The 23,837-nt window shown below is 70.6% G+C and carries 20 protein-coding genes; 14 read left to right on the top strand and 6 right to left on the bottom strand.

Annotated elements, in window-relative coordinates; genetic code table 11:
• Positions 1–91 precede the first annotated feature (91 nt).
• Positions 92–3,373 carry a sacsin N-terminal ATP-binding-like domain-containing protein gene (locus ACFY3D_RS36390; RefSeq protein ID WP_389988528.1) on the top strand — a complete coding sequence of 1,094 codons (3,282 nt, stop codon included), beginning with the start codon at positions 92–94 and terminating at the stop codon, positions 3,371–3,373.
• 70 nt (positions 3,374–3,443) lie between these two features.
• Here ACFY3D_RS36390 and ACFY3D_RS36395 read toward each other — a convergent pair whose 3' ends face one another.
• The gene (locus ACFY3D_RS36395) at positions 3,444–3,704 is read right to left on the bottom strand and encodes a DUF2530 domain-containing protein (protein WP_389988531.1); all 261 of its coding nucleotides are present in this window, start codon (positions 3,702–3,704) and stop codon (positions 3,444–3,446) included.
• A 131-nt stretch (positions 3,705–3,835) separates the two neighbouring features.
• Here ACFY3D_RS36395 and ACFY3D_RS36400 point away from each other — a divergent pair, with 131 nt between their 5' ends.
• Positions 3,836–5,305, top strand: coding sequence for an NCS2 family permease (locus ACFY3D_RS36400; RefSeq protein WP_389988534.1), 1,470 nt, complete (start codon positions 3,836–3,838; stop codon positions 5,303–5,305).
• A gap of 152 nt (positions 5,306–5,457) precedes the next feature.
• On the opposite strand, the gene ACFY3D_RS36405 is transcribed toward ACFY3D_RS36400, so the two are convergent.
• Complete coding sequence (locus ACFY3D_RS36405) at positions 5,458–6,768, bottom strand: ATP-binding protein (protein WP_389988537.1); 1,311 nt, start codon at positions 6,766–6,768, stop codon at positions 5,458–5,460.
• A 397-nt stretch (positions 6,769–7,165) separates the two neighbouring features.
• The gene (locus tag ACFY3D_RS36410; protein WP_389988540.1) at positions 7,166–7,804 is read right to left on the bottom strand and encodes a hypothetical protein; all 639 of its coding nucleotides are present in this window, start codon (positions 7,802–7,804) and stop codon (positions 7,166–7,168) included.
• A gap of 108 nt (positions 7,805–7,912) precedes the next feature.
• On the opposite strand from ACFY3D_RS36410, the gene ACFY3D_RS36415 reads away from it, so the two are divergent.
• From ACFY3D_RS36415 to ACFY3D_RS36430, 4 genes are all read left to right on the top strand, one after another.
• Positions 7,913–8,251, top strand: coding sequence for a hypothetical protein (locus tag ACFY3D_RS36415; protein ID WP_389988543.1), 339 nt, complete (start codon positions 7,913–7,915; stop codon positions 8,249–8,251).
• Positions 8,252–8,502: 251 nt separating this feature from the next.
• A complete protein-coding gene (locus ACFY3D_RS36420; RefSeq protein WP_350945778.1) occupies positions 8,503–8,958 on the top strand; it encodes a MarR family transcriptional regulator in 456 nt (151 codons plus the stop codon).
• 266 nt (positions 8,959–9,224) lie between these two features.
• Positions 9,225–10,559, top strand: coding sequence for an MFS transporter (locus ACFY3D_RS36425; RefSeq protein ID WP_350945777.1), 1,335 nt, complete (start codon positions 9,225–9,227; stop codon positions 10,557–10,559).
• On the top strand, positions 10,519–10,767 hold the full coding sequence (locus tag ACFY3D_RS36430) for a hypothetical protein (RefSeq protein ID WP_389988546.1): 249 nt from the start codon (positions 10,519–10,521) through the stop codon (positions 10,765–10,767). Before ACFY3D_RS36425 ends, ACFY3D_RS36430 begins: the two co-directional genes overlap by 41 nt.
• A gap of 10 nt (positions 10,768–10,777) precedes the next feature.
• On the opposite strand, the gene ACFY3D_RS36435 is transcribed toward ACFY3D_RS36430, so the two are convergent.
• Positions 10,778–11,746 carry an aldo/keto reductase gene (locus ACFY3D_RS36435; protein ID WP_350945775.1) on the bottom strand — a complete coding sequence of 323 codons (969 nt, stop codon included), beginning with the start codon at positions 11,744–11,746 and terminating at the stop codon, positions 10,778–10,780.
• Positions 11,747–11,864: 118 nt separating this feature from the next.
• Here ACFY3D_RS36435 and ACFY3D_RS36440 point away from each other — a divergent pair, with 118 nt between their 5' ends.
• On the top strand, positions 11,865–13,055 hold the full coding sequence (locus tag ACFY3D_RS36440; protein ID WP_389988549.1) for a hypothetical protein: 1,191 nt from the start codon (positions 11,865–11,867) through the stop codon (positions 13,053–13,055).
• Between the two features lie 18 nt (positions 13,056–13,073).
• On the opposite strand, the gene ACFY3D_RS36445 is transcribed toward ACFY3D_RS36440, so the two are convergent.
• Positions 13,074–13,451 carry an STAS domain-containing protein gene (locus ACFY3D_RS36445; RefSeq protein WP_389988552.1) on the bottom strand — a complete coding sequence of 126 codons (378 nt, stop codon included), beginning with the start codon at positions 13,449–13,451 and terminating at the stop codon, positions 13,074–13,076.
• A 426-nt stretch (positions 13,452–13,877) separates the two neighbouring features.
• On the opposite strand from ACFY3D_RS36445, the gene ACFY3D_RS36450 reads away from it, so the two are divergent.
• From ACFY3D_RS36450 to ACFY3D_RS36465, 4 genes are all read left to right on the top strand, one after another.
• The gene (locus tag ACFY3D_RS36450) at positions 13,878–14,903 is read left to right on the top strand and encodes an NAD-dependent epimerase/dehydratase family protein (RefSeq protein ID WP_350945772.1); all 1,026 of its coding nucleotides are present in this window, start codon (positions 13,878–13,880) and stop codon (positions 14,901–14,903) included.
• Between the two features lie 156 nt (positions 14,904–15,059).
• Positions 15,060–16,250 carry an L-2-hydroxyglutarate oxidase gene (gene lhgO, locus ACFY3D_RS36455; protein WP_362905411.1) on the top strand — a complete coding sequence of 397 codons (1,191 nt, stop codon included), beginning with the start codon at positions 15,060–15,062 and terminating at the stop codon, positions 16,248–16,250.
• 10 nt (positions 16,251–16,260) lie between these two features.
• On the top strand, positions 16,261–16,992 hold the full coding sequence (locus tag ACFY3D_RS36460; protein WP_389988556.1) for a response regulator transcription factor: 732 nt from the start codon (positions 16,261–16,263) through the stop codon (positions 16,990–16,992).
• Positions 16,992–18,392: an ATP-binding protein gene (locus tag ACFY3D_RS36465; RefSeq protein WP_389988559.1), complete on the top strand. Its 1,401-nt coding sequence runs from the start codon at positions 16,992–16,994 to the stop codon at positions 18,390–18,392. The genes ACFY3D_RS36460 and ACFY3D_RS36465 overlap by 1 nt, the downstream gene beginning before the upstream one ends.
• Positions 18,393–18,586: 194 nt before the next feature.
• On the opposite strand, the gene ACFY3D_RS36470 is transcribed toward ACFY3D_RS36465, so the two are convergent.
• Positions 18,587–20,536, bottom strand: coding sequence for an efflux RND transporter periplasmic adaptor subunit (locus tag ACFY3D_RS36470; protein WP_389988562.1), 1,950 nt, complete (start codon positions 20,534–20,536; stop codon positions 18,587–18,589).
• Positions 20,537–20,683: 147 nt separating this feature from the next.
• Between ACFY3D_RS36470 and ACFY3D_RS36475 the strand changes: the two genes are divergently transcribed.
• The 3 genes from ACFY3D_RS36475 to ACFY3D_RS36485 are packed head-to-tail and all read left to right on the top strand — an operon-like array spanning position 20,684 to position 23,828.
• A complete protein-coding gene (locus ACFY3D_RS36475; RefSeq protein ID WP_389988565.1) occupies positions 20,684–21,829 on the top strand; it encodes an efflux RND transporter periplasmic adaptor subunit in 1,146 nt (381 codons plus the stop codon).
• Positions 21,826–22,557 carry an ABC transporter ATP-binding protein gene (locus ACFY3D_RS36480; RefSeq protein ID WP_350945763.1) on the top strand — a complete coding sequence of 244 codons (732 nt, stop codon included), beginning with the start codon at positions 21,826–21,828 and terminating at the stop codon, positions 22,555–22,557. The genes ACFY3D_RS36475 and ACFY3D_RS36480 overlap by 4 nt, the downstream gene beginning before the upstream one ends.
• A complete protein-coding gene (locus ACFY3D_RS36485) occupies positions 22,554–23,828 on the top strand; it encodes an ABC transporter permease (protein WP_389988568.1) in 1,275 nt (424 codons plus the stop codon). Before ACFY3D_RS36480 ends, ACFY3D_RS36485 begins: the two co-directional genes overlap by 4 nt.
• The last annotated feature ends 9 nt before the right edge of the window (positions 23,829–23,837 follow it).

The following is a 23,837-nucleotide window of genomic DNA, read 5'->3' on the forward strand; positions in this document are numbered from 1 at the left end:
GCTTCCGTGGCGTCCTGGCCGTACTGGTCGTCCTGGCCGTCGCGGCCGGGGCACCTGGTCGCGCGGGGCTTCGACCTTTGGAAGCATCGTCTTGACTGACATTTTCGGCACCGAACGACTGCGCTCCGCCGTCCTGGCCGCCTGGACGGCCTCGCCCGCCCGTTTCCGTGAGGACGCCAACGCGGAGGAGGACTTCGCACTCGGCGGCTACCGCGACCGGCTGATCGTCGAGCTCGCCCAGAACGCCGCGGACGCCGCGCTCCGCGCCGGGGTGCCCGGACGGCTCCGCCTCTCGCTGCGCGAGGGCGTGCTGTCGGCCGCCAACGTCGGCGCCCCCGTCGACAGGTCCGGGATCGAGGGTCTGTCCACGCTGCGTGTCTCCGCCAAGCGCGACGACGCCCACGCCGCCGGCCGGTTCGGCGTCGGGTTCGCGGCCGTGGTGTCGGTCTGCGACGAGCCGGTGATCGGCTCGCTCGGCTCCGGGGTCGTCCGCTGGTCCCGTGACCAGACCGCCGCCCTGGTGGCCGCGGAGCCCGAGCTGGCCAAGGAGCTCGCCGAGCGCGGCGGGCACGTACCGCTGCTGCGTCTCCCCTTCCCCGCGGGCCCGGTGGAGATCCCCGCGGGGTTCGACACGCTCGTGCGGCTGCCGCTTCGTGACGAGGCGGCCGAGGAGGCCGTACGGGCGATGCTGCGGGAGACCAGCCCCGCTCTGCTGCTCGGCCTGCCCGCCCTGGAGTCGATCGAGATCGACGTGGACGGCGAGACGCGGACCGTCACCTCCGAGGGCTGGAAGGTCGTCTCGGACTCCGGGCGGTTCACTCCCGAGCAGGTGGCCGAGCTCTTCGCCGACCGCCCGACGGAGGAGCGCTCCCGGCCGCACTGGCTGGTCCGCTGGGCGGTGCCCGTCACCGCTCCCGTGCCCGCCGCCGGGTCCGAGGCCGCCGGGACCGGTTCTGTCGAGGGCGGCTCTGTCAGGCCCGGGTCCTCCGGGCTCGTCGGGGCGGGCGGGGAGCCCCGGCCGCTGCCCGCGCTGGTACCGCCCGTGGTGCACGCGCCCACGCCGAGCGACGAGCCGCTGGATCTGCCCGCGTTGCTGATCGCCTCGTTCCCGATGGCCACCGACCGGCGGCATGTCGCGCCGGGTCCGCTCACCGACTTCCTGGTCGAGCGTGCCGCCGACACCTACCTGGAACTGCTCGCCGGGCTGCCTCGCACTCCCCGGCTCCTCGACCTCGTCCCGGGCATGATGGGCAAGGGTGAGCTGGACGCCCGCATCCGCCGGGCGATCCTGCGCAGGCTCCCCGACGCCCCGCTGCTTCCCGCGCTCTCACCGCCCGCCGACCCGGCCTCGTCGGGCAGGCCGGGCGGTTCCGGCGCCTCGCTCCTGCTCCCCGACCCCGCCGACGGTCCCGCCGACGCCGGTCCCCTCGACGCCGGAGCCGGTCCCGGCGCGGCGGGCGACGCCTCCCCGGACGCGCTCTCCGCCGGTGCCTCCGCCGGTGCGGAGCCGGTCGTCTCCGGGCGGCAGGCGTCCGTCGTCGCGGCCCCGGCCGAGCTGCTGGAGAGGGTCGCCCCCATGATCCCCGGACTGCTGCCCGCGGGATGGCCGTCCCGGCATCCGGCGATCACCGCACTCGGCGTGAACCGGGTGCAGCTCTCCGACATCGTGGACATGCTCTCCGGCGACGCCGTCAAGGACAGGGACCCGGCCTGGTGGCGGTCGCTGTACGAGGTGCTGCCCGCCGACGACCCCGAGGCCCTCGGCGCGCTGCCGGTGCCGCTGGCCGACGGCCGCCTGGTCAGGGGGCCGCGCGGCACGCTGCTGCTCACCGACGGTTCCAGGCTGGACCCGGCGGTCCTCGCACCGCTCGGGTTGCGCGTCGTGCACCCGGACGCGGCCCATCCCCTCCTGCTCAGGCTCGGCGCGGGCGAGGCCACGCCCCGTACCGTCCTGGAGGACCCGCTGACCCGCTCCGCCGTCTCGGAGTCGCTGGACAGCCCCGACTCCGAACCGGTGGCCAAGGCGGTGCTCGCGCTGGTCGACGCCGCCGGGCTGACCGCGGGCGACGCCCCCTGGCTGTCCGAGCTGGCGCTGCGCGGCGCCGACGGCGAGCTGTACCCGGCGGGCGAGCTGCTCCTCGCCGACGGGGCGCTCGCCGGGCTGCTCGACCGCGAGACGCACTTCGGCACGGCCGCACCGGAGCTGGTGGAGCGGTACGGCCCCCGGGTGCTCGCGGCGGCGGGGGTGCTCGACGGCTTCGCCGTGGTCAACGACTCCGACGTCATGATCGATCCCGACGAGTGCGACCACGACCTGGACCGCGAGGACGAGTGGCTGGAGGTCGTCCTCGACCTGTTGCCCGACACGGCCGTACCGCCGGTCGCGAGGGAGTTCTCCGCCGTACGCGACCTGGAGTACGTCGCCGACTGGCCCGCCGCCCTCGCCCTGCTGTCGCGCCCGCCGCTCCGTTCGGTCCTGCACCCGCTGCGGGTCCTGGTGGCGGGGGAGGTCGTGGAGGTGCCCTCCTACACCGCCTGGTGGCTCTCCACGCACCCGGTACTCGCCGGCAGGCGCCCCACGGAGCTGCGGCTCCCCGCGGGCGACCCGCTGCTGTTCGGCCTGTACGGGGACGCCCCCGCCGTCGTCGACGAGGCCGCGCTGGCGATGATCGGGGTCCGGAGCACGCTGGCCGACCTGCTCGCCTCCCACGGTGGTCCCGACGAGCTGCTCGACCTGCTGGGCGACCCCTCCGTGGAGGTCGACCGCGCCCAGCTCCGTTCCCTGTGGGTGGCGCTCGCCGGCGTCGACCCCGCCCGTGTCGGGCCCCCGCGCGCCGTACGCGCCGTCCTCGGTGACGCGATCGTCGCCGTCGACGCCGAGGACGGCCGCGTGCTGTCCGTCGGCGCCGACTCCGGGGGCGACGCAGAGGCGGCGGGTGAGCCGGTCGTGGTCGAGGCGCCGGACCTGCTGCCGCTCGTCGCGGGCCGGCCGCTGATCCTGGCCCCGTTCGACCTGGCCGAGGCGCTGTCGGAGCTGCTCGACCTGCCGCTCGCCGGTGAGGAGGCCGCGGGTGAGGTGACGTCCTCCGGCGAGAAGCGCGACGTCCCGCCCGCCGTACGGTCGCTGCTGCCGACCGCGCCCAGCGGCTACGTGGAGCACGAGAGGCTGCTGGTGGACGGTGTCCCGGCGGCCTGGAGGTTCTTCGAGGGCACGGTGCACGCCTCGGGTGTGGAGGGGCTGGCGCGCGGGCTCGCCTGGGCGTCCGGCCAGTGGGGCGACCGGCTCGCGGTGGCGGCGCTGCTGCGCGACCCGGCGGCGGTGCCGCTGCTGCTCGCCGAGGCCGACCTGGACAGCTGGACCGCCTCGACCTAGACGATCACCTGGGCGCTCGGGGGCACGTCAACGGGATCGTGGACGTGATGCCCCCGGGCGCGGCCCAGGATCACGTGATCGTGGTGGTCGGCTCGATCGGCCCTTCGGCCTCGGGCAGTGGGCGGCGGTTGCGGCGGCGTACGTACCAGAGGCCGAAAAGGCCGCCGCAGATGCCCGAGACACAGGTCCAGATCCACCAGCGGTGCTCGGGGCCCGGCTGCGCGACGAGAAGGACGACCAAGGCGACGGCCCACAGGCCGGTACCCGTGAGGATCGTGAGCGTGTCGTTGGTCTTCAACGGCTGCAGATCCGGAGGTCGTGGCTGGTTCACGCGCTCCAGACTAGGTGACGACCTCTCACTATTCGCAAAACGGGTCACGTGAAGGCGCGAATCCATCTCGAAACCATCACCATCGACGGCCGGGCCTTCCGAGAAGGAAAGCTCGCTGTCACTCTGCGCGAGTGAGCGATGTTAAAAATCCTGAATTAAGTAAAATTGACCGCTTCTTCTTCATCTCCGACCGTGGCTCGTCCGTGGGCAGGGAGGTGCGCGGTGGGTTCGCCACGTTCTTCACGATGGCCTACATCGTCGTGCTCAACCCCTTGATCATCGCCACCGTCCCGGACGTCGAAGGCCAGTTCATCGGAGACGGGAGCGCGCCCAACGTCCCGCTCGTCGCGGCGGGCACCGCCCTGGTGGCCGGACTGCTCAGCATCCTGATGGGGATCGTCGGCAGGGTCCCCTTCGCGATGGCCGCGGGCCTCGGCCTGAACGCCTTCGTCACCTACGGCATCGCCTCGCAGATGTCCTGGGAGTCGGCGATGGGCCTGGTGTTCCTGGAGGGCGTGATCATCGGGCTCCTGGTGCTGACCGGGTTCCGTACCGCGGTGTTCAACGCCATCCCGCCCCAGCTGAAGACGGCGATCAGCGTCGGCATCGGCCTGTTCATCGCGCTGATCGGTTTCGTGGACGCCGGCTTCGTCCGCCGCGTGGCCGCCGGGCCGCCGCTGGAACTCGGCATCGGGGGCTCGCTGACCAGCTGGCCGATCCTGGTCTTCGTGGTCGGCCTGCTGCTGATCGTGCTGCTGGTGGCGCGTCAGACCAAGGGCGCCATCCTGATCGGCATCATCGCCACCACCGTCCTCGCGGTGATCGTCGAGGCCGTCACCAACGTCGGGGCCTCGGTGACGCCCGGCCAGCAGCCGAACCCGGCGGGCTGGCAGCTCGTCGTCCCCCAGCTGCCCGAGCAGATCTTCGGCTTCAACAACCCGCTGGTGCTCTTCAGGGAGTTCGACCCGCTCGGCGCCTTCGGCTCGGTCTCGGTCGTCCTCGCCCTGCTGCTCATCTTCACCCTCCTCATCACCGACTTCTTCGACACCATGGGCACGATCGTGGGCGTCGGCGGGCAGGCCGGGCTGATCAAGGAGGACGGCACCCTGCCCAGGACCCGCGAGATCCTCCTCGTCGACTCGATCGGCGCGGCGGCCGGAGGCGCGGCCTCCGTCTCCTCCAACACCACCTACATCGAGTCGGCCGCGGGTGTCGGCGAGGGCGCACGCACCGGCCTCGCCAGCGTCGTCACCGGCGTGTTGTTCCTGCTGGCCATCTTCGTCTCGCCGCTCGTCGCCGTCGTCCCCTACGAGGCCGCGGCTCCCGCCCTGGTCGTGGTCGGCTTCCTGATGATGACCGCCATCCGCGAGATCGACTTCACCGACTACGAGATCTCGATCCCGGCGTTCCTCACCATCGTCCTGATGCCGTTCACGTACTCGATCGCGAACGGCATCGGCGCGGGCTTCGTCACCTTCGTGCTGATCAAGGCCATCAAGGGCAAGACCCGTGAGGTCCACCCGCTGATGTGGACGGTCGCGGGCCTGTTCGTCGTCTACTTCGCACTCGGCCCGATCAAGACCATGCTCGGCCTCGGCTGAGCGACGCGCGGAAGGCCGTCACGGTGATCCAAGAAGGTGGTCACCCTGACGGCCTTCCGCGTTCCCGTACACCGGCGGCGGACTGCGCGCGGCCACCGGCATGCCCGGAGCGCCTTTCGCGGTCCGAGACCTGTGCTTTCCCGGCCCTCAGATCACGACGGCAGGACAGTGGGTTCCGTTTTTCCGAAGAGGGAGGGCAGATCCACGAGGAGGACGTCGCCACGGCGGCGTGCGATCGTCACGAGGTCGGGGTGAAAGCCTTCCAGCGAGAAGATTGCCAGCCGGGTGGAGGTGACGTCATGCCCCTGGCCTCGGAGGACCTCTTTCAGCAGGTCGAGCCGTTCCAGATCTGCGGGGCCTCGCCTGACGAGGGTGGCCTTCGCTTCCCCGATAAGTCCTATCGTGGCGCGACCGGATCTACGGTCCAGGGCGATGACGTCGATCTCGTGTTTGGCGCGCCCGCCCTGATCGTTGACCACTGTCGAGGCGACCGTGCTCGTTCCCGCGCGGAGGGAGGGATTCGCGTGGCGGCGGAGCCACTCGCGTGAGCATTCCTCGAAATGAGGGCCCAGGACGCGGGAGATGAAGGTGGGCTGAGATTCGCGCCATGCCTGGGCGGAGCCGCCCGTCTCGACCAGGTCCCGTTTCGGAATGGTGATCAGGTTGTGGAAGCGAATGATGGGATCCACCACGGTGATCACCGGGCGGCGATCCCAGAGTGGATCGGTCGAGTAGTCGAGATAGCCCGAACTCGTCAGCATTTCAAGCGGGCGGCTCAGGGATGCGCGATCGCGCTCCACCAGTCCGCCGATCTTCGTCGGACTGGTGGCACCGGTGGCGACCGCGTTGATGATCGAGTAATGGAGCGAGCTCCCGGTGAACCGTGGGTCCTCCCGCAGCAGGTATTCCGCCTCGCTGCGGGAGAAGAGCGCCTGACCGGGATTGAGGACGGTCGCCGGGATCCAGCTGTCGAACTCCTGCGGGGTCTGAGGCGAAGGCGACGAGGTCAGGTTGCGGTAGCCGGGGGATCCGCCGAGCGTGGCGTGCAGTCGCAGGGCGGTCGCCGGATCGTCGATGCCCCAGTGTCGTGCGGTGGTACTGAGATCGAACGCCTGGAGACGCATGTCGACGGCCGCCCGACCGCGCAGTGCCTTCGTACCGGACAGGAGATCGTTCATCACGGACATGGCCGATCCGCAGACGATCACTCGCCCGCCCTCGTGGCCGTGTCCGGTTTGTGAACGGTCGTAGAGCAGTTGGAGCAGGCCGGGAATCTCGGGAGAGTGTGTCATCCAGTAGGGCAACTCATCGATGACCAGTAATCCTGGTGCGCCGCGTCGTCGCGTGGTCAGAGAGATCGCCGAATCGAGGAGAGACTCCCAATCGGCATCTTCGCGGAAGAGGTCGGAGCTCACTCCCGCGTATCGCGCGAGATCATCGGCGAATCGCCGCCGCGCGGTCATCCTGCCCTCTTCGGCGACAGCGGAGACATAGAGACCGTCCATCGCGTTGGCCAGCGCGCGAAGGAGGTAGCTCTTACCGACTCGTCGCCGTCCTGACAGGACCCCCAGCCGCAGGTGGGGATCGGGGTGCGTGACGAACTCGGTGAGCATGGACCACTCGGAGTCGCGAGCAAGCAGGCGAGACGGTTTCAGCATCGCTGCCTCCTAAATTGTGTGCTTCCAAGCATACAATTTAGGTGGTAACCACATATGGATTCACTGACTCGGCCCTCGCTCGTGAGGGCGTTCACGTGTTCTCGTACGCCGCGCCGAACTCCTGGGAACGAGGTACGGCCGTCACGGTGGGCCTTGGAAGGCGATCACCGTGACGGCCGTACGTGCTCCCGTGCGGTTGTGCTCAGCGTCCCCGGGGGCCGGCGGGGATCAGGCCAGCGCGGTACGCCTTGAGGACGGCGTCGGATTCGGCCTGGGTGAGCGTGCCGGCGGTGACGGCCTCCTTCAGCCGTTCGGCGAAGGCCGTCTCGGCTTCGGCGCGGTGTTGCTGGTCGAGCGTTTCCAGCGCTGCGACGACCTTGTCCGCGCTGATCCCGAGCTTGCCGGCCAGGGCCTCGGCCAGTCGTTCCCGAGGGGCGGCCTTCTTCGGCTCATCCTGCGGGGCGTTCGGCTCGTCCTGCGGGGCGACCTTCTCCGCCTCGCCCTGCTCGGGGGCCTTGGGAGGCCGACCGGGACCGCCTTCCTTTCTGATCTCCTCCAGGGCCGTGGTGACCTTGTCCTTGTCGACCCCGAGGATCTCGGCGAGCTTGGCGGCCATCTCCTCGTGGTGGCCGGGGCCATGGAGACCACCGTGACCACCGTGACCACCGTGACCGCCGCGCGGGCCGCGCGGGCCGTCGGTGGCGGTGCCGGGGCTCTCCGAGGAGGAGGACGACGGCGCGGGGGTGGGGCTGGTCGCCCAGGCCGCCACGGGGACGGTCAGCCCGGCGGCGAGAGCGGTGCCGGCACCGGCGATTATGATCATGCGCTTGGTGCGGTTCATGTGACTCCTTGTCCGATGAAGGGCATGGCACTTACCGGACCGATGGTCGGCCGACCGTCTGAGACCTCCCTCATCCCGAACTGAGAATTCCATGAGATCCGGCGCCGCGTGAGGACGGGGCGGGACCTGCGGGCCGGGACGGCGTCAGGAGCCGGGTACGGCCGCGGAGAACTCGGACCGGTCGCGGGTCAGGAGCCGGATGAACTCGTCGTACGCCTCGCTCGCGCGTTCGCTCTCACCGGTCGCCCGTTCGTCCAGGAGCAGGCCGCGGGTGACGGCGAGGACGACGGTGGCGAGGGCCTCCGGATGGGGGTGGTGGTCGGCACCCGGAACTGGTCGCCGGAGCGCTGCTCCGGCACCTCGTCGGCGCGTAGAAGGCGAAGTGGGTGCCCCGGCCGGCTTTTCGGGATGCGCGACGGCGGCTTCGAGGGGCGAGGCGGGCGGTGAGATCCTGGTGTGAGAGGTCGCTCCTTCGAAGGACCTCGGCTTCCGCAGGGGGAGTACGGCCGGACCCGCCGGCGTTTCCACTGGGTGTCGAGCTCTCCCCGGGGTTCCCGGCGAGGAACCCCGGGTGCTCCGGGCGGGTTGGCGATCTCCCGTCCGTCTGGCACGCTGTACGGCCCCGCGCCACGAAGAAAACCCTCTGGAGGGAATCACGTGCATCCGTATATAGTTAGCAAAGGTAATGACTTACGCTAATGAACCACCCCAGGAAGGACCACGTCGCGAGCCTGCGCAGCGACGCCGGTCTCGCTTCGGCTCTGCGCGTGTCGCTGGCACGACTGAACAGACGCCTGCGCAGGCAGGCCGCGGTGCACTCGTTGACGCCCACCCAGCTCGCGACGCTCGCCGCCGTAGAACGGCATTCCGCGATAACCCCCGGCGAATTGGCCGAGTTGGAGAAGGTGCAGCCGCCCTCGATGACACGCGTGATCGCCGTGCTGGCCGAGCGGGAGCTGGTGTCACGCACACCGCACCCGACCGATCGGCGCCAGGTGACCGTGAGCGTGACAGAGCAGGGCTCAACGCTGCTGAGGGAGGAGCGGCGCCTCAAGGAGGCGTGGTTGACACAGCGGCTGAAGGAGCTGACACCCGAGGAGAGGGCGACGCTCCGGCAGGCGGCTCCGATACTGGAGAAGCTCAGCCGGATCTAGCCGAACCGGAAGAACCCGAGCAACCCGGGGTCCCACACGACGCCCGGGTTCCACATGACACCCGGATCCCACACGGCGCCGGGGTCTCCGCCGTGCCCGGGGGCGAGGCGGGAACGCGGTCGCAGGGGTCACAGGGGGAGCGGGACGACGCGCCGGGCCGGGAGTCCGGCGCGAGTTCGGCTGGAGAGTCGAGCGGGGAAACCGGCGCGAATCCGGCGGGTGAGCCGGGCGGGAGCCCACGCAAGAAGATCGGGCTGAGGGCGAGGATGAGGCGGCGGCGGGCCGCGCGGGCCGCCGCCGCGAGCGAGTTGCAGGCCACGGAGAGCGGGACGGCCCAGCCCGTGCCCGAGACGCGGGGCGGGATGTTCCGCTCCCTGCGCGTCTACAACTACCGGCTGTTCGCGGCCGGAGGCGTGGTCTCCAACGTCGGCTCGTGGATGCAGCGCACCGCGCAGGACCTGCTCGTGCTCGACCTGACCAACGGCAGCGCCTTCGCGCTGGGCGTGACCGTCATGCTGCAGTTCCTGCCGTTGCTGCTCTTCGGCCTGTGGGGCGGCATGCTCGCCGACCGCTACTCCAAGCGGCTGCTGCTGATCGTCGCCCAGTCGTTCATGGGCCTGCTGGCGCTCACCATGGGCGTGCTCGTCGTGACCGGCTCGGCCCAGGTCTGGCAGGTGTTCGCGATGGCGTTCCTGCTCGGCCTCATCGCCTGCGTCGAGGTGCCGACCCGGCAGTCGTTCGTCGTGGAGATGGTCGGCCGCAAGGACCTGTCCAACGCGATCGCGCTGAACGCGTCGAGCTTCAACCTGGCCCGCGTGGTCGGCCCGGCCGTCGCGGGTGTCCTGATCTACGCGTTCGGCGGCACCGGCCCGATCTTCCTGATCAACGCCCTGTCCTTCGCGGGCGTGCTCGCCGGTCTGCTGCTCATGCGCACCTCCGAGCTGACCACCCCCGAACCGGTGCCGAGGGCGAAGGGGCAGCTCCGCGAGGGCCTGCGGTACGTGATGGCGCGGCCCGAGCTGCTCATGCCGATACTGCTGGTCGCCTTCGTCTCGCTGTTCACGCAGTCGTTCTCGATGTCGATCGCGCTCATGGCGCGTGAGGTCTTCGGGGCGGGCGCGGCCTCGTTCGGGCTCGCCTCCAGCATGTTCGCGGTCGGTGCTCTCGCGGGTGCGCTCATGGCGGCACGGCGGGTACGGCCCAGCCGGAGGCTGCTGGTCGGTGGCGCGGTCGCGTTCGGCCTGTTCCAGATCGCGAGTGGCCTGGCCCCCTGGTACCCGCTGTACCTGGTCTCCCTCGTGCCCGCGGGCATCGCGTTGATCTCGGTGAACACCGCGGCCAACGCCAGCGTGCAGCTCGCCACCTCGCCGGAGATGCGCGGACGGGTGATGGGGATCTACGTGCTCGTGTTCACCGGCGGAGCCCCGATCGGCGCGCCGCTGCTCGGCTGGATCTCCGAGCTGGGCGGCCCGCGCGCGGGGGTCATGGTGGGCGGTGCGCTCACCCTGATCGGCTGCGGTGTGGCCATAATGCTGACGAGGGTGATCGGCAGGAGGTCGCGTGCGGCCGTTCGTGGAATCCCCGCCGCCACCGGTGCGTGACGAGTCCGTTCTCGCCGTCGAACGCGAGGGCCGGACCCGCTGCGGGGCCGGGGACCGCCACGAGACGGTCGAGGAACGGCGCCCGGGGCGCGCGCACCCCGTGGGCAGAGCTAGGCTCCAGGGCGTGGATCGTCCCCGTCGCTGGCTGCTGCCCACGGTGCTCGCACTGCTCGTGCTCCTCGTGGTGATCGGCGCCCTGGTGTCCTAGCCTCCCGGCGCTACCAGGCGTAGTGCTCGGGCGCCGTCTTGAAGCCGGGGAAGATCTCGTCCAGGCGGGCGAGGGCCTTCTCGTCCAGAACGATCTCCAGCGCCCTGGTGGTGCCGTCGAGCTGGTCGAGTGTGCGCGGCCCGATGATCGGCGCGGTGACGACCTTCTGGTGGAGCAGCCACGCCAGGCCGACGTTCGCCGGGTCCTCGCCCAGCTCGTCGCAGAACTCCTCGTAGCGCTCGATCTTGTCGCGGTGCTTGTCCAGCTGCTTGGTGATCTGCTCCGAGGCCGAACGTCCCTTGTCGATCTTCCGCAGGATGCCGCCGAGCAGGCCGCCCGCGAGCGGGCTCCACGGGATCAGGCCCACCCCGTAGTCCTCGGACGCCGGGATCACCTCAAGCTCGGGCTCACGGACGATCAGGTTGTAGTGGGACTGCTCGGAGACCAGGCCGAGGCTGTTGCGACGTCGCGCGCTCTCCTGGGCCTTGGTGATGTGCCAGCCCGCGAAGTTGGACGACCCCACGTACAGGATCTTGCCCTGCTGCTTGAGGATGTCCATCGCCTCCCAGAACTCGTCGAACGAGGTGTTCCGGTCGACGTGGTGCGCCTGGTAGAGGTCGATGTAGTCGGTCTGCATCCGCTTCAGCGACGCGTCGGCGGCACGGCGGATGTTGAGCGCGGACAGCTGGCCCTCGTTGGGCCAGTCGCCCATCGAGCCGTAGAGCTTCGTGGCGATCACCGTCTTCTCGCGGCGCCCGCCACCCTTCGCGAACCAGCGGCCGATGATCTGCTCGGTGACGCCCTCGCCCTTCTTCCAGCCGTAGACGTTGGCCGTGTCGAAAAAGTTGATCCCCAGCTCGTGGGCGTGGTCCATGATCGCGAAGGAGTCGTCCTCCGTGGTCAGGGGGCCGAAGTTCATCGTGCCCAGGCAGAGGCGGCTGACCTTCAGGCCGGTACGGCCAAGCTGCGTATAGTCCATGTGTCCACCCTAGGTACCTGGAGTGCACTCCAGGCGAGTGGATTCCGCGAGAAATCGGCGCCGATCGGACCCGCCACGTCTGTGCCGCCCGTACGCACGGCCGGGGCATGATGGCTGAATGCTGAGTAAGCGGGGGGAAGTCGCGGTTCGCGTGTTCGCGGTGGCCTGCTTGACCGTGGCCACGGTCCTCGCGGGCCAGGGCGCGCGGGCCGGCGACGGTGAGGGCGTACGGGCGGACGCGGGGGACGGCGTACGGGCGGATGCGCGGGAGGCCGAGGGCGGGGAGGGCGCGCGGGCCGGCGACGAACGGGAGGCGGGGGCGGACGACGGGGCGCGGATCCTCTTCCGTTTCAAGGACAGCCGGATCACCGAGTCGAGCGGGCTGGCGGTCTCGCCGACCGGTAAGGACATCTACTACACCCACAACGACAGCTCCGCGGGCCCGGTGTTCTACGCGGTCGGCCCCGACGGGCGGACCCGCGCGACCTTCACCCTGCGAGGGGCGGAGTCCCGCGACTGGGAGGGCATGGCGGCGTCCACCGACCCGCGGACCGGTCAGGGGGTGCTCTGGTTCGCCGATATCGGCGACAACCTGGAAGGGGCATGGCCTGATATTTCCGTATACAAGGTGGCGGAACCCGCCGTGATGAGGGACGCCGTCGTCCCCGCGGTGCGCTACCGGTTCCGGTACGAGGACGGCGGGCGCAACGCCGAGGGAATCATGGTGCACCCCCACACCGGCCGCCTCTACATCGTGACCAAGCAGTTCGCCGGTGCCGTCTACCAGGCACCGAAGCGGTTGCGCACCGACAGGGTCAACATCCTCCGCAAGGTCGGGCCCGCGCCCATCATGGCCACCGACGCCGCCTACGCACCCGACGGATCGAGCTTCGTGATCCGCACCTACTTCTCGGCCACGGTCTACCGCGCCCCGGGAGAGCAGATCGCCCGGGTGACGATGCCGGAATTGCAACAGGCCGAGTCGATCACCTACACCCGCGACGGCAGATACCTGCTGACCGGCAGCGAGGGAAGCCGCAGCCCGGTCTACCGGGTGCCGCTGCCCTCGGCGGCCCTCGGCGCCTCCGAACCCGCCTCCGCCCTACGCCAGGCGGCCCCCACACCGACCTCCGACACCCCCGACGAGCCGGTGCCCACCCCGGTCGCCGGGGCGAGGACCGGTGAGGACACGAAAACAGCGGGCGACGGCGCGGAGGCCGGGGTGCCGGTCCTGGCCGTGCTCCTCTGGCTGGTCATCGCGACGGGCGCGATCGGCACCATCACCCTGATCGCCCGCAAGACCCGCTGAGGGACCTCGGAGGCTCACTCAGCCGGGGGACTGGGTGTCGCTGCGGGCGGCGCGGTCGAGGGCGGTCGTCACATCGGGATCGACGGGAAACCAGGTGGAGAGGTCGGTCATCCGCAGGAGGCGGCTGAGGACGTCCGAGATTCCGGCGAGACGCAGCCACCCGCCCGCCTCCGAGGCCACCCGCGCACCGCTCAGGAGCACCCGCAGCCCGGTGGAGTCGCAGAAGGTGATGCCTTCCGCGTCGATGACGATCCGCGGTCGGTGGCCGACGACCAGTCGTTCGATCGTCTCCCTGAGCAACTCGCTGGAGTTGTGGTCGATGTCACCCACGACCGTGATCACGGCGCAGTCCGCGTGGTCTTGGCGATCGACGTCGATGGAGAGTTCTCTGCTCATCGCCTCGTATCTCCACCCGGTGACGCGGTCGGTTCGGGCCGCCATCCGGCCTGATCAAGGTATACCCCTCCGTGCCACCGGGGTGGGCGACGGTCGGGAGACATGTGCGTAACGGCTGTGGGAACCCGCCGGCCGCCCTTCCCCCCAGGAGCCGGTCCGGGGATCTCACGCCGACCTCGGAAATCGGTGGGCTCGTGGTCTCGTGCCGCCCCCGGGAGGCGGCACGAGATGTGATCTCACGGCTCGGGAGGTGGTGCGGGTCGTGATCTCGTGGCGAAAATGAATGACCGCATAACGATTTATTGCCCCGACATATTCGCGTATTCCTTGACCGGCCTGGACTTGTTTCCCGCATTGGCAATGACGGTTAAGAACCAGGCCGGTTATCCCTTCTCCTGCGGTGATGGTTGCCGATAACTTTCAGGCATGCGCGTTTTGGTGACCGGAGCGTCAGGTTTCGTCGGCTCGCATGCGGTCGCCGCGCTCCTCGCCGACGGGCATGAACCGCTTCTTCTCATACGCGATCCCCGGAAAACACGCGAGGTGCTCGCCGCCGTCGGGGTGACGGAGGAGGTCCCCCTGCACACGGCCGATATCCGCGACGCGGCGGCCGTGCGGGACGGGCTCGAACGGTGCGACGCGGTCATTCACGCCGCCGCGGAAATCGGGATCATCGGCCAGGCCGGAGATCTGGGCGGTACGAATGTGACCGGGGCGAAGAACGTCCTTGGACAGGCCGTGGAACTCGGTCTCGACCCGATCGTGCATATTTCCACCATTGGCGTCTTCGTGCCCCCGGCCGGACCGGTCATCACGACCGAGAGCCCGCTCTCCACGCCGAGGAACGAGTACGGCAGGAGCAAGATCTCCGCCGAACGCTACGCGAGGAGGCTCCAGGACCAGGGGATGCCGATCACGATCGTCTATCCGGCCGGGGTCGTGGGGCCGTACCAGCCCTCGCTGGACGCGATGGTGGAGGGCCTGCGCGCCGGGCTGGAACAGGGCTGGCCGATCACCGCGGGCGGCGCCAACATCGTCGACGTACGGGATCTGGCCGTCGTGCTCGCCCGCTGCCTCGAACCGGGGCGGGGGCCGCGCCGGTTCATGCTGGGCGGGCACTACCTCACCTGGGCGCAGCTCGCCGACGTCTGCGACGAGGTGACGGGGAACCGCTGCAGGAGGTTCCGTATCCACCGCTCGGTGCTGCGCGGCGCGGCGGCCGTGGGTGACGTGATGAAGCTGATCAAGGAGATCGACTACCCGCTGACCAGGGACGCCGTCGAGATGATGGTCACGATGGTCCGCACGTACGACACCCCGACCCTGGAGGCGCTCGGCGTGAGCCTGCGGCCGGTCCAGGAGACCGTCGCCGACTCGCTGCGCTGGCTGGCCCAGGAAGGACATCTCACCGTCGACAAGGTCGGGAGGCTGGCGGGTAGTGTCACGCGATGACGCGTCTTTCGTCCCAACGGACGCGATCACCCAGATCACCCAGATCGCTCGGGCTGCCCAGATCACTCAGACCACCTCGGATCACCGCATGATCGCTCCGCAGGGGACCCCGAGGGAAATCCGTGGGGACCCGTAAGGAGAAGGGAGGAACCGGCGATGAAGGTCGGGATCGTCGGCGCGGGAATCGTCGGGCTGGCCGTGGCCAGGGAGACGGCGCTGACCCACGGGGCCACCGTGACCGTCCTCGACAAGGAGGACCGCGTCGGGGCCCACCAGACCGGGCACAACAGCGGAGTCGTCCACGCCGGGATCTACTACCGTCCCGGCTCGCTCAAGGCCAGGCTCTGCAGGGAGGGCGTCGCGCTGCTTCGGCAGTACTGCGCCGAGCACCGCATCCCGTACGACGAGGTCGGCAAGCTCGTCGTCGCCTCCACCGGCTCCGAGCGCCCCGAACTGCGGAGCATCGCCGAGCGGGCCCGCGCGAACGGGGTTCCCGGCATCGCCGAACTCGACGCGCTCGCCCTGCGCGAGATCGAGCCGCACGCCGTCGGCGTGGGCGCCGTGCACTCCCCGCACACCGCGATCGCCGACTTCCCCGCCGTCGCCCGGCGCCTCGCCCTGGACGTGGAGGAGAGCGGCGGCTCGGTGCTGCTCTCCCATCCGGTGCGTGCCGTACGGGAGACCGCGAGCGGGGTGAGCGTCCTGGCGGGGGAGCGGACGCTGGACTTCGACCGGGTGATCGTCTGCGCCGGGCTCGGCACCGACACTGTCGCGCGGATGGCGGGGGTCCCCGGCGACGTGCGGATCGTCCCCTTCCGCGGCGAGTACTACGCGCTGGCCGGGGAGGCGAAAGACCTGGTCCGCGGGCTCATCTATCCGGTTCCCGACCCCCGGTACCCGTTCCTCGGCGTGCACCTGACCCGCAGGATCGACGGCGAGGTGCTGGTCGGCCCCAACGCGGTCATGGCGCTGGCGCTGGAAGGCTACTCCTGGCGAAACGTCGACCTCGCCGACCTGGGCCGGACCCTCGCCTGGCGGGGCACCCGGCGGCTGGCGGCGAGGCACTGGAGGACCGGGGTGCGGGAGGTGGCCGGTTCGATGGGTAAAGGATCGTTTCTGAGGGCCGCGCGCCGTTACGTCCCGGCCCTCACCGCCGCCGACCTGGTGAGGACCTCGGGAGGCGTCCGCGCACAGGCTGTGGACAGGCAGGGCGGCATGCTGGACGACTTCGCGATCGACGTACACGGCCGCGTCGCCCTCGTGCGCAACGCCCCCTCACCGGCGGCCACATCGAGTTTGGCGATAGCCAGGCATATTGTGGGGTTAGCCTCTGTCTTGACCAGTTAACTGCTTTCTCATGTGGGCCGGTGAAAATAGACCAGTGACCGACTCACCCGAGGCACGTCTGCTGATCGTCGAGGACGAGCCCAACATTCTCGAACTCCTGGCCGCGAGCCTGCGGTTCGCCGGGTTCGGCGTCAACACGGCGGGTAACGGCACGGAGGCCGTCGCCGCCGTCCAGCGGCACCGGCCCGACCTCATCGTCCTCGACGTGATGCTCCCCGACATGGACGGCTTCGACGTCGTACGGCGCCTGCGCGGCGGCGGCAGCGACACTCCCGTGGTCTTCCTCACCGCGCGTGACGCCACCGAGGACAAGATCCGAGGGCTGACCATGGGCGGGGACGACTACGTGACCAAGCCGTTCAGCCTGGAGGAGGTCGTGGCCCGCATCCGGGCCGTGCTGCGCCGTACCAACTCCGGCGAGCTCAGCCCCAGGCCGCCCCGGCTCACCTTCGCCGACATCGAGCTCGACGAGGAGAGCCACGAGGTGTGGCGCAAGGGCCGGGCGGTGGCGCTGTCGCCGACGGAGTTCAAGCTGCTGCGCTACTTCATGGCGAACGCGGGGCGGGTGCTGTCCAAGGTCCAGATCCTCGACCACGTATGGGACTACGACTTCAGGGGTGACGTCGGGATCGTGGAGTCCTACGTCTCCGTGCTCCGCCGCAAGATCGACAATGTCGACCCGAGGCTGATCCACACCCTGCGCGGTGTCGGATACGTGCTGCGCCTGCCACCGGCCCCGTGATGCTCAACGCGACCCCGCTGCGGGTGAAGCTGATCGGCGTCATCCTGCTCCTGCTCACGGTCGCGCTCGCCCTCATCGGCGTCGGCAGCGTCTCGATCATGCGCGGCTACCTGATCGACCGCGTCGACAGCCAGATCGACATCACCACCGACTCCGCGCTGCGCCGCATGAACAACCGGGGCATCATCGCGCTGGGGGGCAAGTTGATGCCCTCCGACGCCAGGCTGGAGCTCCGCGACAGGAACAACAGGACTCTCGTCCTGCTCAGCGGCATCGACGTGGAGGGCAAGCCGGGGCCGGACATCTCCCACGGCCGGGTCGGCGAGCTGTTCGAGAACGGTGACTGGCGGGTTCGGGTGACCTCGCTGGACACCGGTGAGAGCCTCATCGTGGCCGTGGACATGAGCGAGGTACGGCAGATCGTCGGCCAGCTCGCGCTGGTGGAACTGCTCGGCGGAGGCGGCCTGGTGCTGATGCTCGCCGGAGCCGGTGTAGTGATCATCCGCAGGAGCCTGCGCCCGCTGGAGGAGATCGAGCGCACCGCCGAGGCGATCGCCGCTGGAGACCTGGGCCGCCGCGTCCCCGACGCCGACCCGCGCACCGAGGTGGGCCGCCTCGGCCGGTCGCTGAACGGCATGCTCGCCCAGATCGAGGCGGCCTTCCGTGCCCGTTCCGAGTCGGAGTCCTCGGCCCGCAGCTCGGAGGAGCGCATGCGCCGGTTCGTCGCGGACGCCTCGCACGAACTCCGCACGCCGCTCACCTCCATCAGGGGCTTCGCCGAGTTCTACCGGCAGGCGCCCGGCATCGACGCCGCGCCGCTGATGCGCAGGGTCGAGTCCGAGGCGGTCAGGATGGGCCTGCTCGTCGACGACCTGCTCATGCTGGCCAGGCTCGACCAGCAGCGACCGATGGTCATGCGCCCGGTCGACCTGCTCGCCATCGCCGCCGACGCCGTCCACGACGCCCGCATCCTCGCCCCGGAGCGCGATGTCACGCTCTCGGTGGACGGCTCCGCGCTCATCGTCTCCGGCGACGAGGTACGGCTCCGCCAGGTCGTGGGCAACCTCATGACCAACGCGCTCACCCACACCCCCGAGGGCACCCCCGTACGGGTGCTCCTCTCCAGCGACGGCTCCGGCGACGGCGACATGGCCGTCATCGAGGTCGCGGACGAGGGGCCGGGCCTCACCACCGAGCAGCGCGAGCGCGTCTTCGAACGGTTCTACCGCGCCGACTCCGCCCGGGGGCGGCGCGCTCCCGAGGACGGCGGGAGCGGTCTCGGCCTCGCCATCGTGGCCGCGATGGTCGAGGCCCACGGCGGCCGCGTCGCCGTGGAGTCCGAGCCGGGCAAGGGGGCGACGTTCCGGGTGGTCCTCCCCCTCGCCTCGGAATCCGACTGATCTCCCTCCGGTACGACGCCGTCGGCTTCTGGCCCGGTCGTACGGGTGGGGTGGCCGGCGTCCTGCCGGGTACGACCTGCCCTGCCGAACGACCCCCTTGTCGATGTCTGACAGCTCCGAGCCGGTCCTGGGGTGGCCGGTGGCCGCGGGAAGTTTCCGGAGTCCTGTCGATGTCTGACAGCTCTGGTCGGCCTCTACCGGGAGGCGTCGGCCTCCGGCCAGCTGCTGTCGGGGAACTCCCCCTCGGCCGCGCCGGGCAGTATCACCTGGTCGTTCTCGGACAGCCCGGAGGTGATCTCGACGTAGCGGTCGCTGCGGACCCCTGTCTCCACGACCCGCTCTGCGCCGCCCCGCACGGTGACCCTGGAGACCCCGTCTCTGGTCCGTACGGCCTGTGCGGGGACGTAGAGCGTCTCCGCGGACTCGGCGACGGTCACGGTGACCGAGGCGGTCTGGCCCACGAGGAGGTTCGGCGGAGGGGCGTCGAACGCGATCGTGACGCCGTACCGCACCAGCCGGTCGCTCGTGGTCGGGGTGGGGGCGATGGCTGTCACGCTGCCCGGGTACTTCTCTCCCTGTCGCGTGGCGAGGGTGATCGCCGCCTGCTGTCCCGGCTTCAGGCTGCCGATGTCCGACTCGGTGAACAGCGCCTCCACCTGGAGTTCGTCCAGGTTCCCGAGGGTGAGGAAGGTGCCGGTGCCCACGCGGTCGCCGACCGCTCCGGCGACGGACATGACGGTGCCGTCGACGGGGGCGACGATCCGCACGCCCGCGAGTTCCTTCGTGGCGTCGGTCAGCTCCGCCCGCGCCTCCTTCACACGAGCCTCGGCCTGCTCCACGGTGAGCGCCCCCCGCCCGGTTCCGCCACTCTGCTGAGGACCCTGCCGGGTGCTCTGTCCGGTGTCCCTGTTCGGAGACGTGCCCCGGTCGGCCCCCGTTCCCGTTCCCGTGCTCGTGCTCGGCTTCGGGGTGGGGCACGCGGTGGCGGTGGGCCTGACGGTCGGTACGGCCGTGCCGGTGGGGCGGGTGGGGCTCGCCGTCGGTCCGGGGTGCTCGCCGGGACCGGCCGAGGGGCCGGTGGGAATCATGGACGGCCCGTTCCCTTCGGGCCTCGCGGTCACGGTGACCGTGGCGGTGGCCGTCACGGTCACCGTCGGGGCGGCCGTCACGGTGACGGTGACCGTCGGGGCGGGCCAGGGAGAGCCGTCATCCGGACGCGCCGTCGCCGTCGGTGTCGCGGTCGAGGTGGGCGCGGGCGTCGCGGCCGAGGATCGCGCCGGTATGGACATGGAGTCCCGTACGGGCACGGGGGTGGGGGTGAGGGCGGGTGCCGTCGTGAGGCGGTATCCGGCGGGGACGATCCCGCCCGCGGGAGCGATCTGTACGGTCCGCGCCGATTCGGTCGGCGCGGGTGCCGGGGGCGGCGAGATCGTGCGTACGGGCTCCGGGGCCTCGGCGGGGACGGAAGGGGTGGCGGTGGCGCCCGCTCCAGGGGATCGCGTCGCCGTGGGTTCGCAGCCGGTCCGTGTGGCGGGACCCGGCCGGTCGGAACCGGTTTGACCACCCGGCCGGTCGGCCTCCGCCCGAGCATCCGAGCGGTCGGTTCCCGTATGGCCCCCCGACCGTTCGGTCCCTGCCTGATCCGTCGTCTGGTCACCCGACCGCTCGGCCCCTGTCCGGCCTCGGGTCGGGTCCGTCGCCCGCTCCCCGTCCTGCTCTCCGCTCTGCTGCCCGGTCCCGGTCCCGGGCGTGCCCGTGCTCTCCGGCGTGCTTCCCGCCGTCTCCAGTGCCTCCTCGGCCGCCGCGAGCCGCGCCTTCGCGGCGGTATGGCGCTCGCGTGCGGGCTCGGAACCGATCCTGGCGAGTACGTCCCCCCTGCCGACCCTGTCCCCGGCCTTGACGTAGACCTTCGTGACCGTCCCCGATCCGCCGAAGGCCAGCTCGCGGGTGCCGTCGTCCACGGTGCTGCCCGCGGCCGACACCGCGGCGGTCACCGTCCCGCGCCTGGCGGACACCGGCTCTGTCCGGGGGGCCTCGTCGGAGCCGCCGTCCAGCGCGACGAGCGCTCCCGCACCCACCAGGACGAGGGCGGCCAGGGCGAGTCCTCCCGCGCGCAGGCGCTTCGGGAGATGGGTCGGTCTCATGGCGGACATCCTGGACCGTCTGATTCACAGCATGCTCACAGGTCCCTGAAGGTTTGCTGTGCATCACCGGAGGTACGACGAAGTCCGCAGGAAATCTTCAGCCTTCGCCGGGGTGGGTCCAAGCCTGGTGCGCCAGGGTCAGGCGCTGTGAAGCTGTCGACCAAGCGCGGAGCGCTGATCGTGAACGGGACCCTGGGGGTCCTGTTGCTGGGCGGAGTGGTGATCGCCTACTCCTCTCTCGGCGGTGAGACCTCGTCCGCGGACGTCGCGGTGCGGACCGTTCCGGTGACCAGGGCCACGGTCTCCGCCTCCGTATCCGCGTCGGGGACCGTGTCCAGTGCCCGTGCGCGATCGCTGTCCTTCGGGACGAACGGCACCGTCGAGAAGATCTACGTCAAGGCCGGGGACAAGGTCACCGCGGGACAGATCCTCGCCAGGCTGGACGACGAGTCGGCGCAGGAGAGCCTGGACGCGGCCGCCGCCGCTCTCGACACCGCGGACGACGACACCTCGACCGCCGAAACCTACGCCCAGTACGTCACGGCGAGGAACACCTACCGGGCCGCGAAGCGCGCGGTGGACGGCACCGTCATCAAGGCGCCGTTCGCCGGTACGGTCACCGCCGTCAACGGCACGGTCGGCGGATCCTCGGGCGGCGCCTCCAGGGCCGTGACCACCGGGACCACCGGGACCACCGCGGCCGGTTCCGGGGCCTCCGCGAACGCGGACGGGGCGGCGAACGCCTCGGGCGGGTTCATCGACCTCGCCGACACCCGCAGACTCGAACTCGTCGGCACCTTCACCGAGACCGACGTCACCAGGCTCAAGGTCGGCCAGGCGGCCTCCGTCGGGTTCGACGCGCTCAGCGGCGTCACCGCCTCGGGGAAGGTCACCCAGATCCAGCCGACCGCGACCATCGGCAACAACGTGGTCAGATACCCGGTGACGATCTCCTTCACCGAGGTGCCGAAGGAGGTGAGGCTCGGCCAGACGGCCACGGTCGGGATCGTCGTCGAGCGCGCGGAGGACGTGCTCGCCGTCTCCTCCACGGTGATCTCCACGACGGGCGGGCGAAGCACGGTGACCGTACTGCGGGACGGCCGACAGGTGCCCGTGCAGGTGGAGACCGGGATCAAGGGCGACACACTCACCGAGATCAGATCGGGGCTCGCGGAAGGCGACCAGGTGGTCCGCCCGACGGCCACGGAGACCACCCGGCAGGGCGGCGGCTTCCCCGGCCTCGGCGGTGGCGGGGGCCGCAACGGCGGTGGCGGGGGAGGTATCGGCCGATGACCGTTCCCGTCCTGTCCCTCACGGACATCACCAAGGTGTACGGCAGGGGAGACGCCGAGGTCCGGGCGTTGCGCGGGGTGTCGCTCGGCGTCGACCGAGGCGACTACGTGGCGATCATGGGCGCCTCGGGCTCCGGCAAGTCGACGCTCATGAACATCCTGGGCTGCCTGGACGTGCCGACCTCCGGCGACTACCGCATCGACGGCACCGACGTCGGCTCGCTGGACGAGCGCAGGCTCGCGGTACTCCGCAACCGGAAGATCGGATTCGTCTTCCAGTCGTTCAACCTCATTCCCCGGATGAGCGCGCTCGCCAACGTCGAGCTGCCCATGGCGTACGGCGGGGTCGGCGCCGCCGACCGGCGGGCCCGCGCCCTGGCGGCCCTGGAGCAGGTGGGCCTGTCCGACCGGGTCGGCCACGAGCCGAACGAGCTGTCCGGCGGCCAGCAGCAGCGGGTGGCCGTGGCGAGGGCGCTGGTCACCGCGCCCGCCCTCCTGCTCGCCGACGAACCGACGGGCAACCTCGACACCGCCTCCACCGGGGACGTACTGGGCATCTTCGACCGCCTGAGCGTGGCGGGCAGGACGATCGTGATCATCACCCACGAGGACGACGTGGCCGCCCACGCCAAGCGGGTCATCCGCCTGGTGGACGGCCGCGTCGTCGAGGACCGCCGTCAGGCCCCCGTCGACGGCCCCCCGCCCCGCGTGCCGGAGGTCACCGCGTGAGCCGGCTCGAAATCCTGAGGTTCGCACTCCGGGGACTGGCCGCCAACAAGCTGCGCAGCTTCCTCACCACCCTCGGCATCCTCATCGGGGTGGCGGCCGTGATCCTGCTGGTCGCCTTCGGCGAGGGGGCCTCGCAGAGCATCCAGCAGTCCATCCAGCGGCTCGGCGCCAACACCCTCACCGTCTCGGCGTCCTTCGCCGGTGGCGGTGGTGGCGGTGCCTTCGGGGGAGGGGGAGGCGGTGGGAGCCGGGTGGCCGGGGGCCAGAACGACGGACCGCGTACCCAGGCCAGGCCGCTCACCCTGGAGGACGCGAGGGCGCTCACCGACCGCGATCGGGTTCCCTCGGTGCGGAGCGTGTCGCCCGTGGTGACCGCGAACGCGGCCACCGCCGTCCACGAGGGCGCGAGTCACACGATCGCGCAGCTCGTGGGCACCTACCCCAGTTACTTCGAGGCCACGAACAGGCCCGTGGAAAGCGGCACCTACTTCGTCAACGACGACGTGCTCGCCGCGAGGAAGATCATGGTCATCGGGCGGACCGTGGCCGAGGAGCTGTTCGGCGCCGCCGACCCGGTCGGCAGGCAGGTCGGCGTCTCCGGGGTGCCGTTCACGGTGGTCGGGGTGCTCAAGGAGTCGGGCTCGTCGGGCATGCAGGACGCCGACGACGTGGCCGTCGTGCCGCTGCCCGCCATGCAGCAGAGCCTGACCGGCTTCGGCGCGCTCGGCTCGATCATCGTGCAGGCGACCGGCGCCGACACGACCGACTCCGCGCAGGCCGAGGTGACCGCCGTGCTCGACCAGCGGCACGGCATCACCCCGGCGGGCGTCGCGGACTACCGGATCCTCAACCAGGCCACCCTGCAGGAGACGATCGGTTCGACCATCGGGATCTTCACCGCCCTGCTCGGCGCGGTCGCCGCCATCTCCCTGCTGGTGGGCGGCATCGGCATCACCAACATCATGCTCGTCACCGTGACGGAACGGACGAGGGAGATCGGCATCAGGAAGGCCATCGGCGCGCCCAGGAGCGCCATTCTCGGCCAGTTCCTGCTGGAGGCGACGGTGTTGAGCCTGGTGGGCGGTCTGTCGGGCGTCGCTGTCGCGTTCGTCGGCACCCGTTTCACGATCGCGGGCATCTCACCGGTGCTCGTACCGTCCTCGATCGCGCTCGCCCTCGGCGTCTCCGTGGGCATCGGACTGTTCTTCGGCGGCTACCCGGCGAACCGGGCCGCCAGGCTACGGCCCATCGAGGCCCTGCGTCACGAATGACCCGCACGG

It is taken from the genome of Streptosporangium sp. NPDC000509, assembly GCF_042898365.1.
Taxonomy (GTDB): Bacteria; Actinomycetota; Actinomycetes; order Streptosporangiales; family Streptosporangiaceae; genus Streptosporangium.

What these genes read in the sequence shown, in the direction of transcription:
- ACFY3D_RS36470 (WP_389988562.1), bottom strand. Translation starts at nt 20,536, where the DNA reads ATGAGACCGACCCATCTCCCGAAGCGCCTGCGCGCGGGAGGACTCGCC.
- ACFY3D_RS36480 (WP_350945763.1), top strand. Translation starts at nt 21,826, where the DNA reads ATGACCGTTCCCGTCCTGTCCCTCACGGACATCACCAAGGTGTACGGC.
- ACFY3D_RS36420 (WP_350945778.1), top strand. Translation starts at nt 8,503, where the DNA reads ATGAACCACCCCAGGAAGGACCACGTCGCGAGCCTGCGCAGCGACGCC.
- ACFY3D_RS36445 (WP_389988552.1), bottom strand. Translation starts at nt 13,451, where the DNA reads ATGAGCAGAGAACTCTCCATCGACGTCGATCGCCAAGACCACGCGGAC.
- lhgO (WP_362905411.1), top strand. Translation starts at nt 15,060, where the DNA reads ATGAAGGTCGGGATCGTCGGCGCGGGAATCGTCGGGCTGGCCGTGGCC.
- ACFY3D_RS36405 (WP_389988537.1), bottom strand. Translation starts at nt 6,768, where the DNA reads ATGACCGCGCGGCGGCGATTCGCCGATGATCTCGCGCGATACGCGGGA.
- ACFY3D_RS36450 (WP_350945772.1), top strand. Translation starts at nt 13,878, where the DNA reads ATGCGCGTTTTGGTGACCGGAGCGTCAGGTTTCGTCGGCTCGCATGCG.
- ACFY3D_RS36435 (WP_350945775.1), bottom strand. Translation starts at nt 11,746, where the DNA reads ATGGACTATACGCAGCTTGGCCGTACCGGCCTGAAGGTCAGCCGCCTC.
- ACFY3D_RS36425 (WP_350945777.1), top strand. Translation starts at nt 9,225, where the DNA reads ATGAGGCGGCGGCGGGCCGCGCGGGCCGCCGCCGCGAGCGAGTTGCAG.
- ACFY3D_RS36410 (WP_389988540.1), bottom strand. Translation starts at nt 7,804, where the DNA reads ATGAACCGCACCAAGCGCATGATCATAATCGCCGGTGCCGGCACCGCT.
- ACFY3D_RS36440 (WP_389988549.1), top strand. Translation starts at nt 11,865, where the DNA reads ATGCTGAGTAAGCGGGGGGAAGTCGCGGTTCGCGTGTTCGCGGTGGCC.
- ACFY3D_RS36465 (WP_389988559.1), top strand. Translation starts at nt 16,992, where the DNA reads ATGCTCAACGCGACCCCGCTGCGGGTGAAGCTGATCGGCGTCATCCTG.
- ACFY3D_RS36460 (WP_389988556.1), top strand. Translation starts at nt 16,261, where the DNA reads ATGTGGGCCGGTGAAAATAGACCAGTGACCGACTCACCCGAGGCACGT.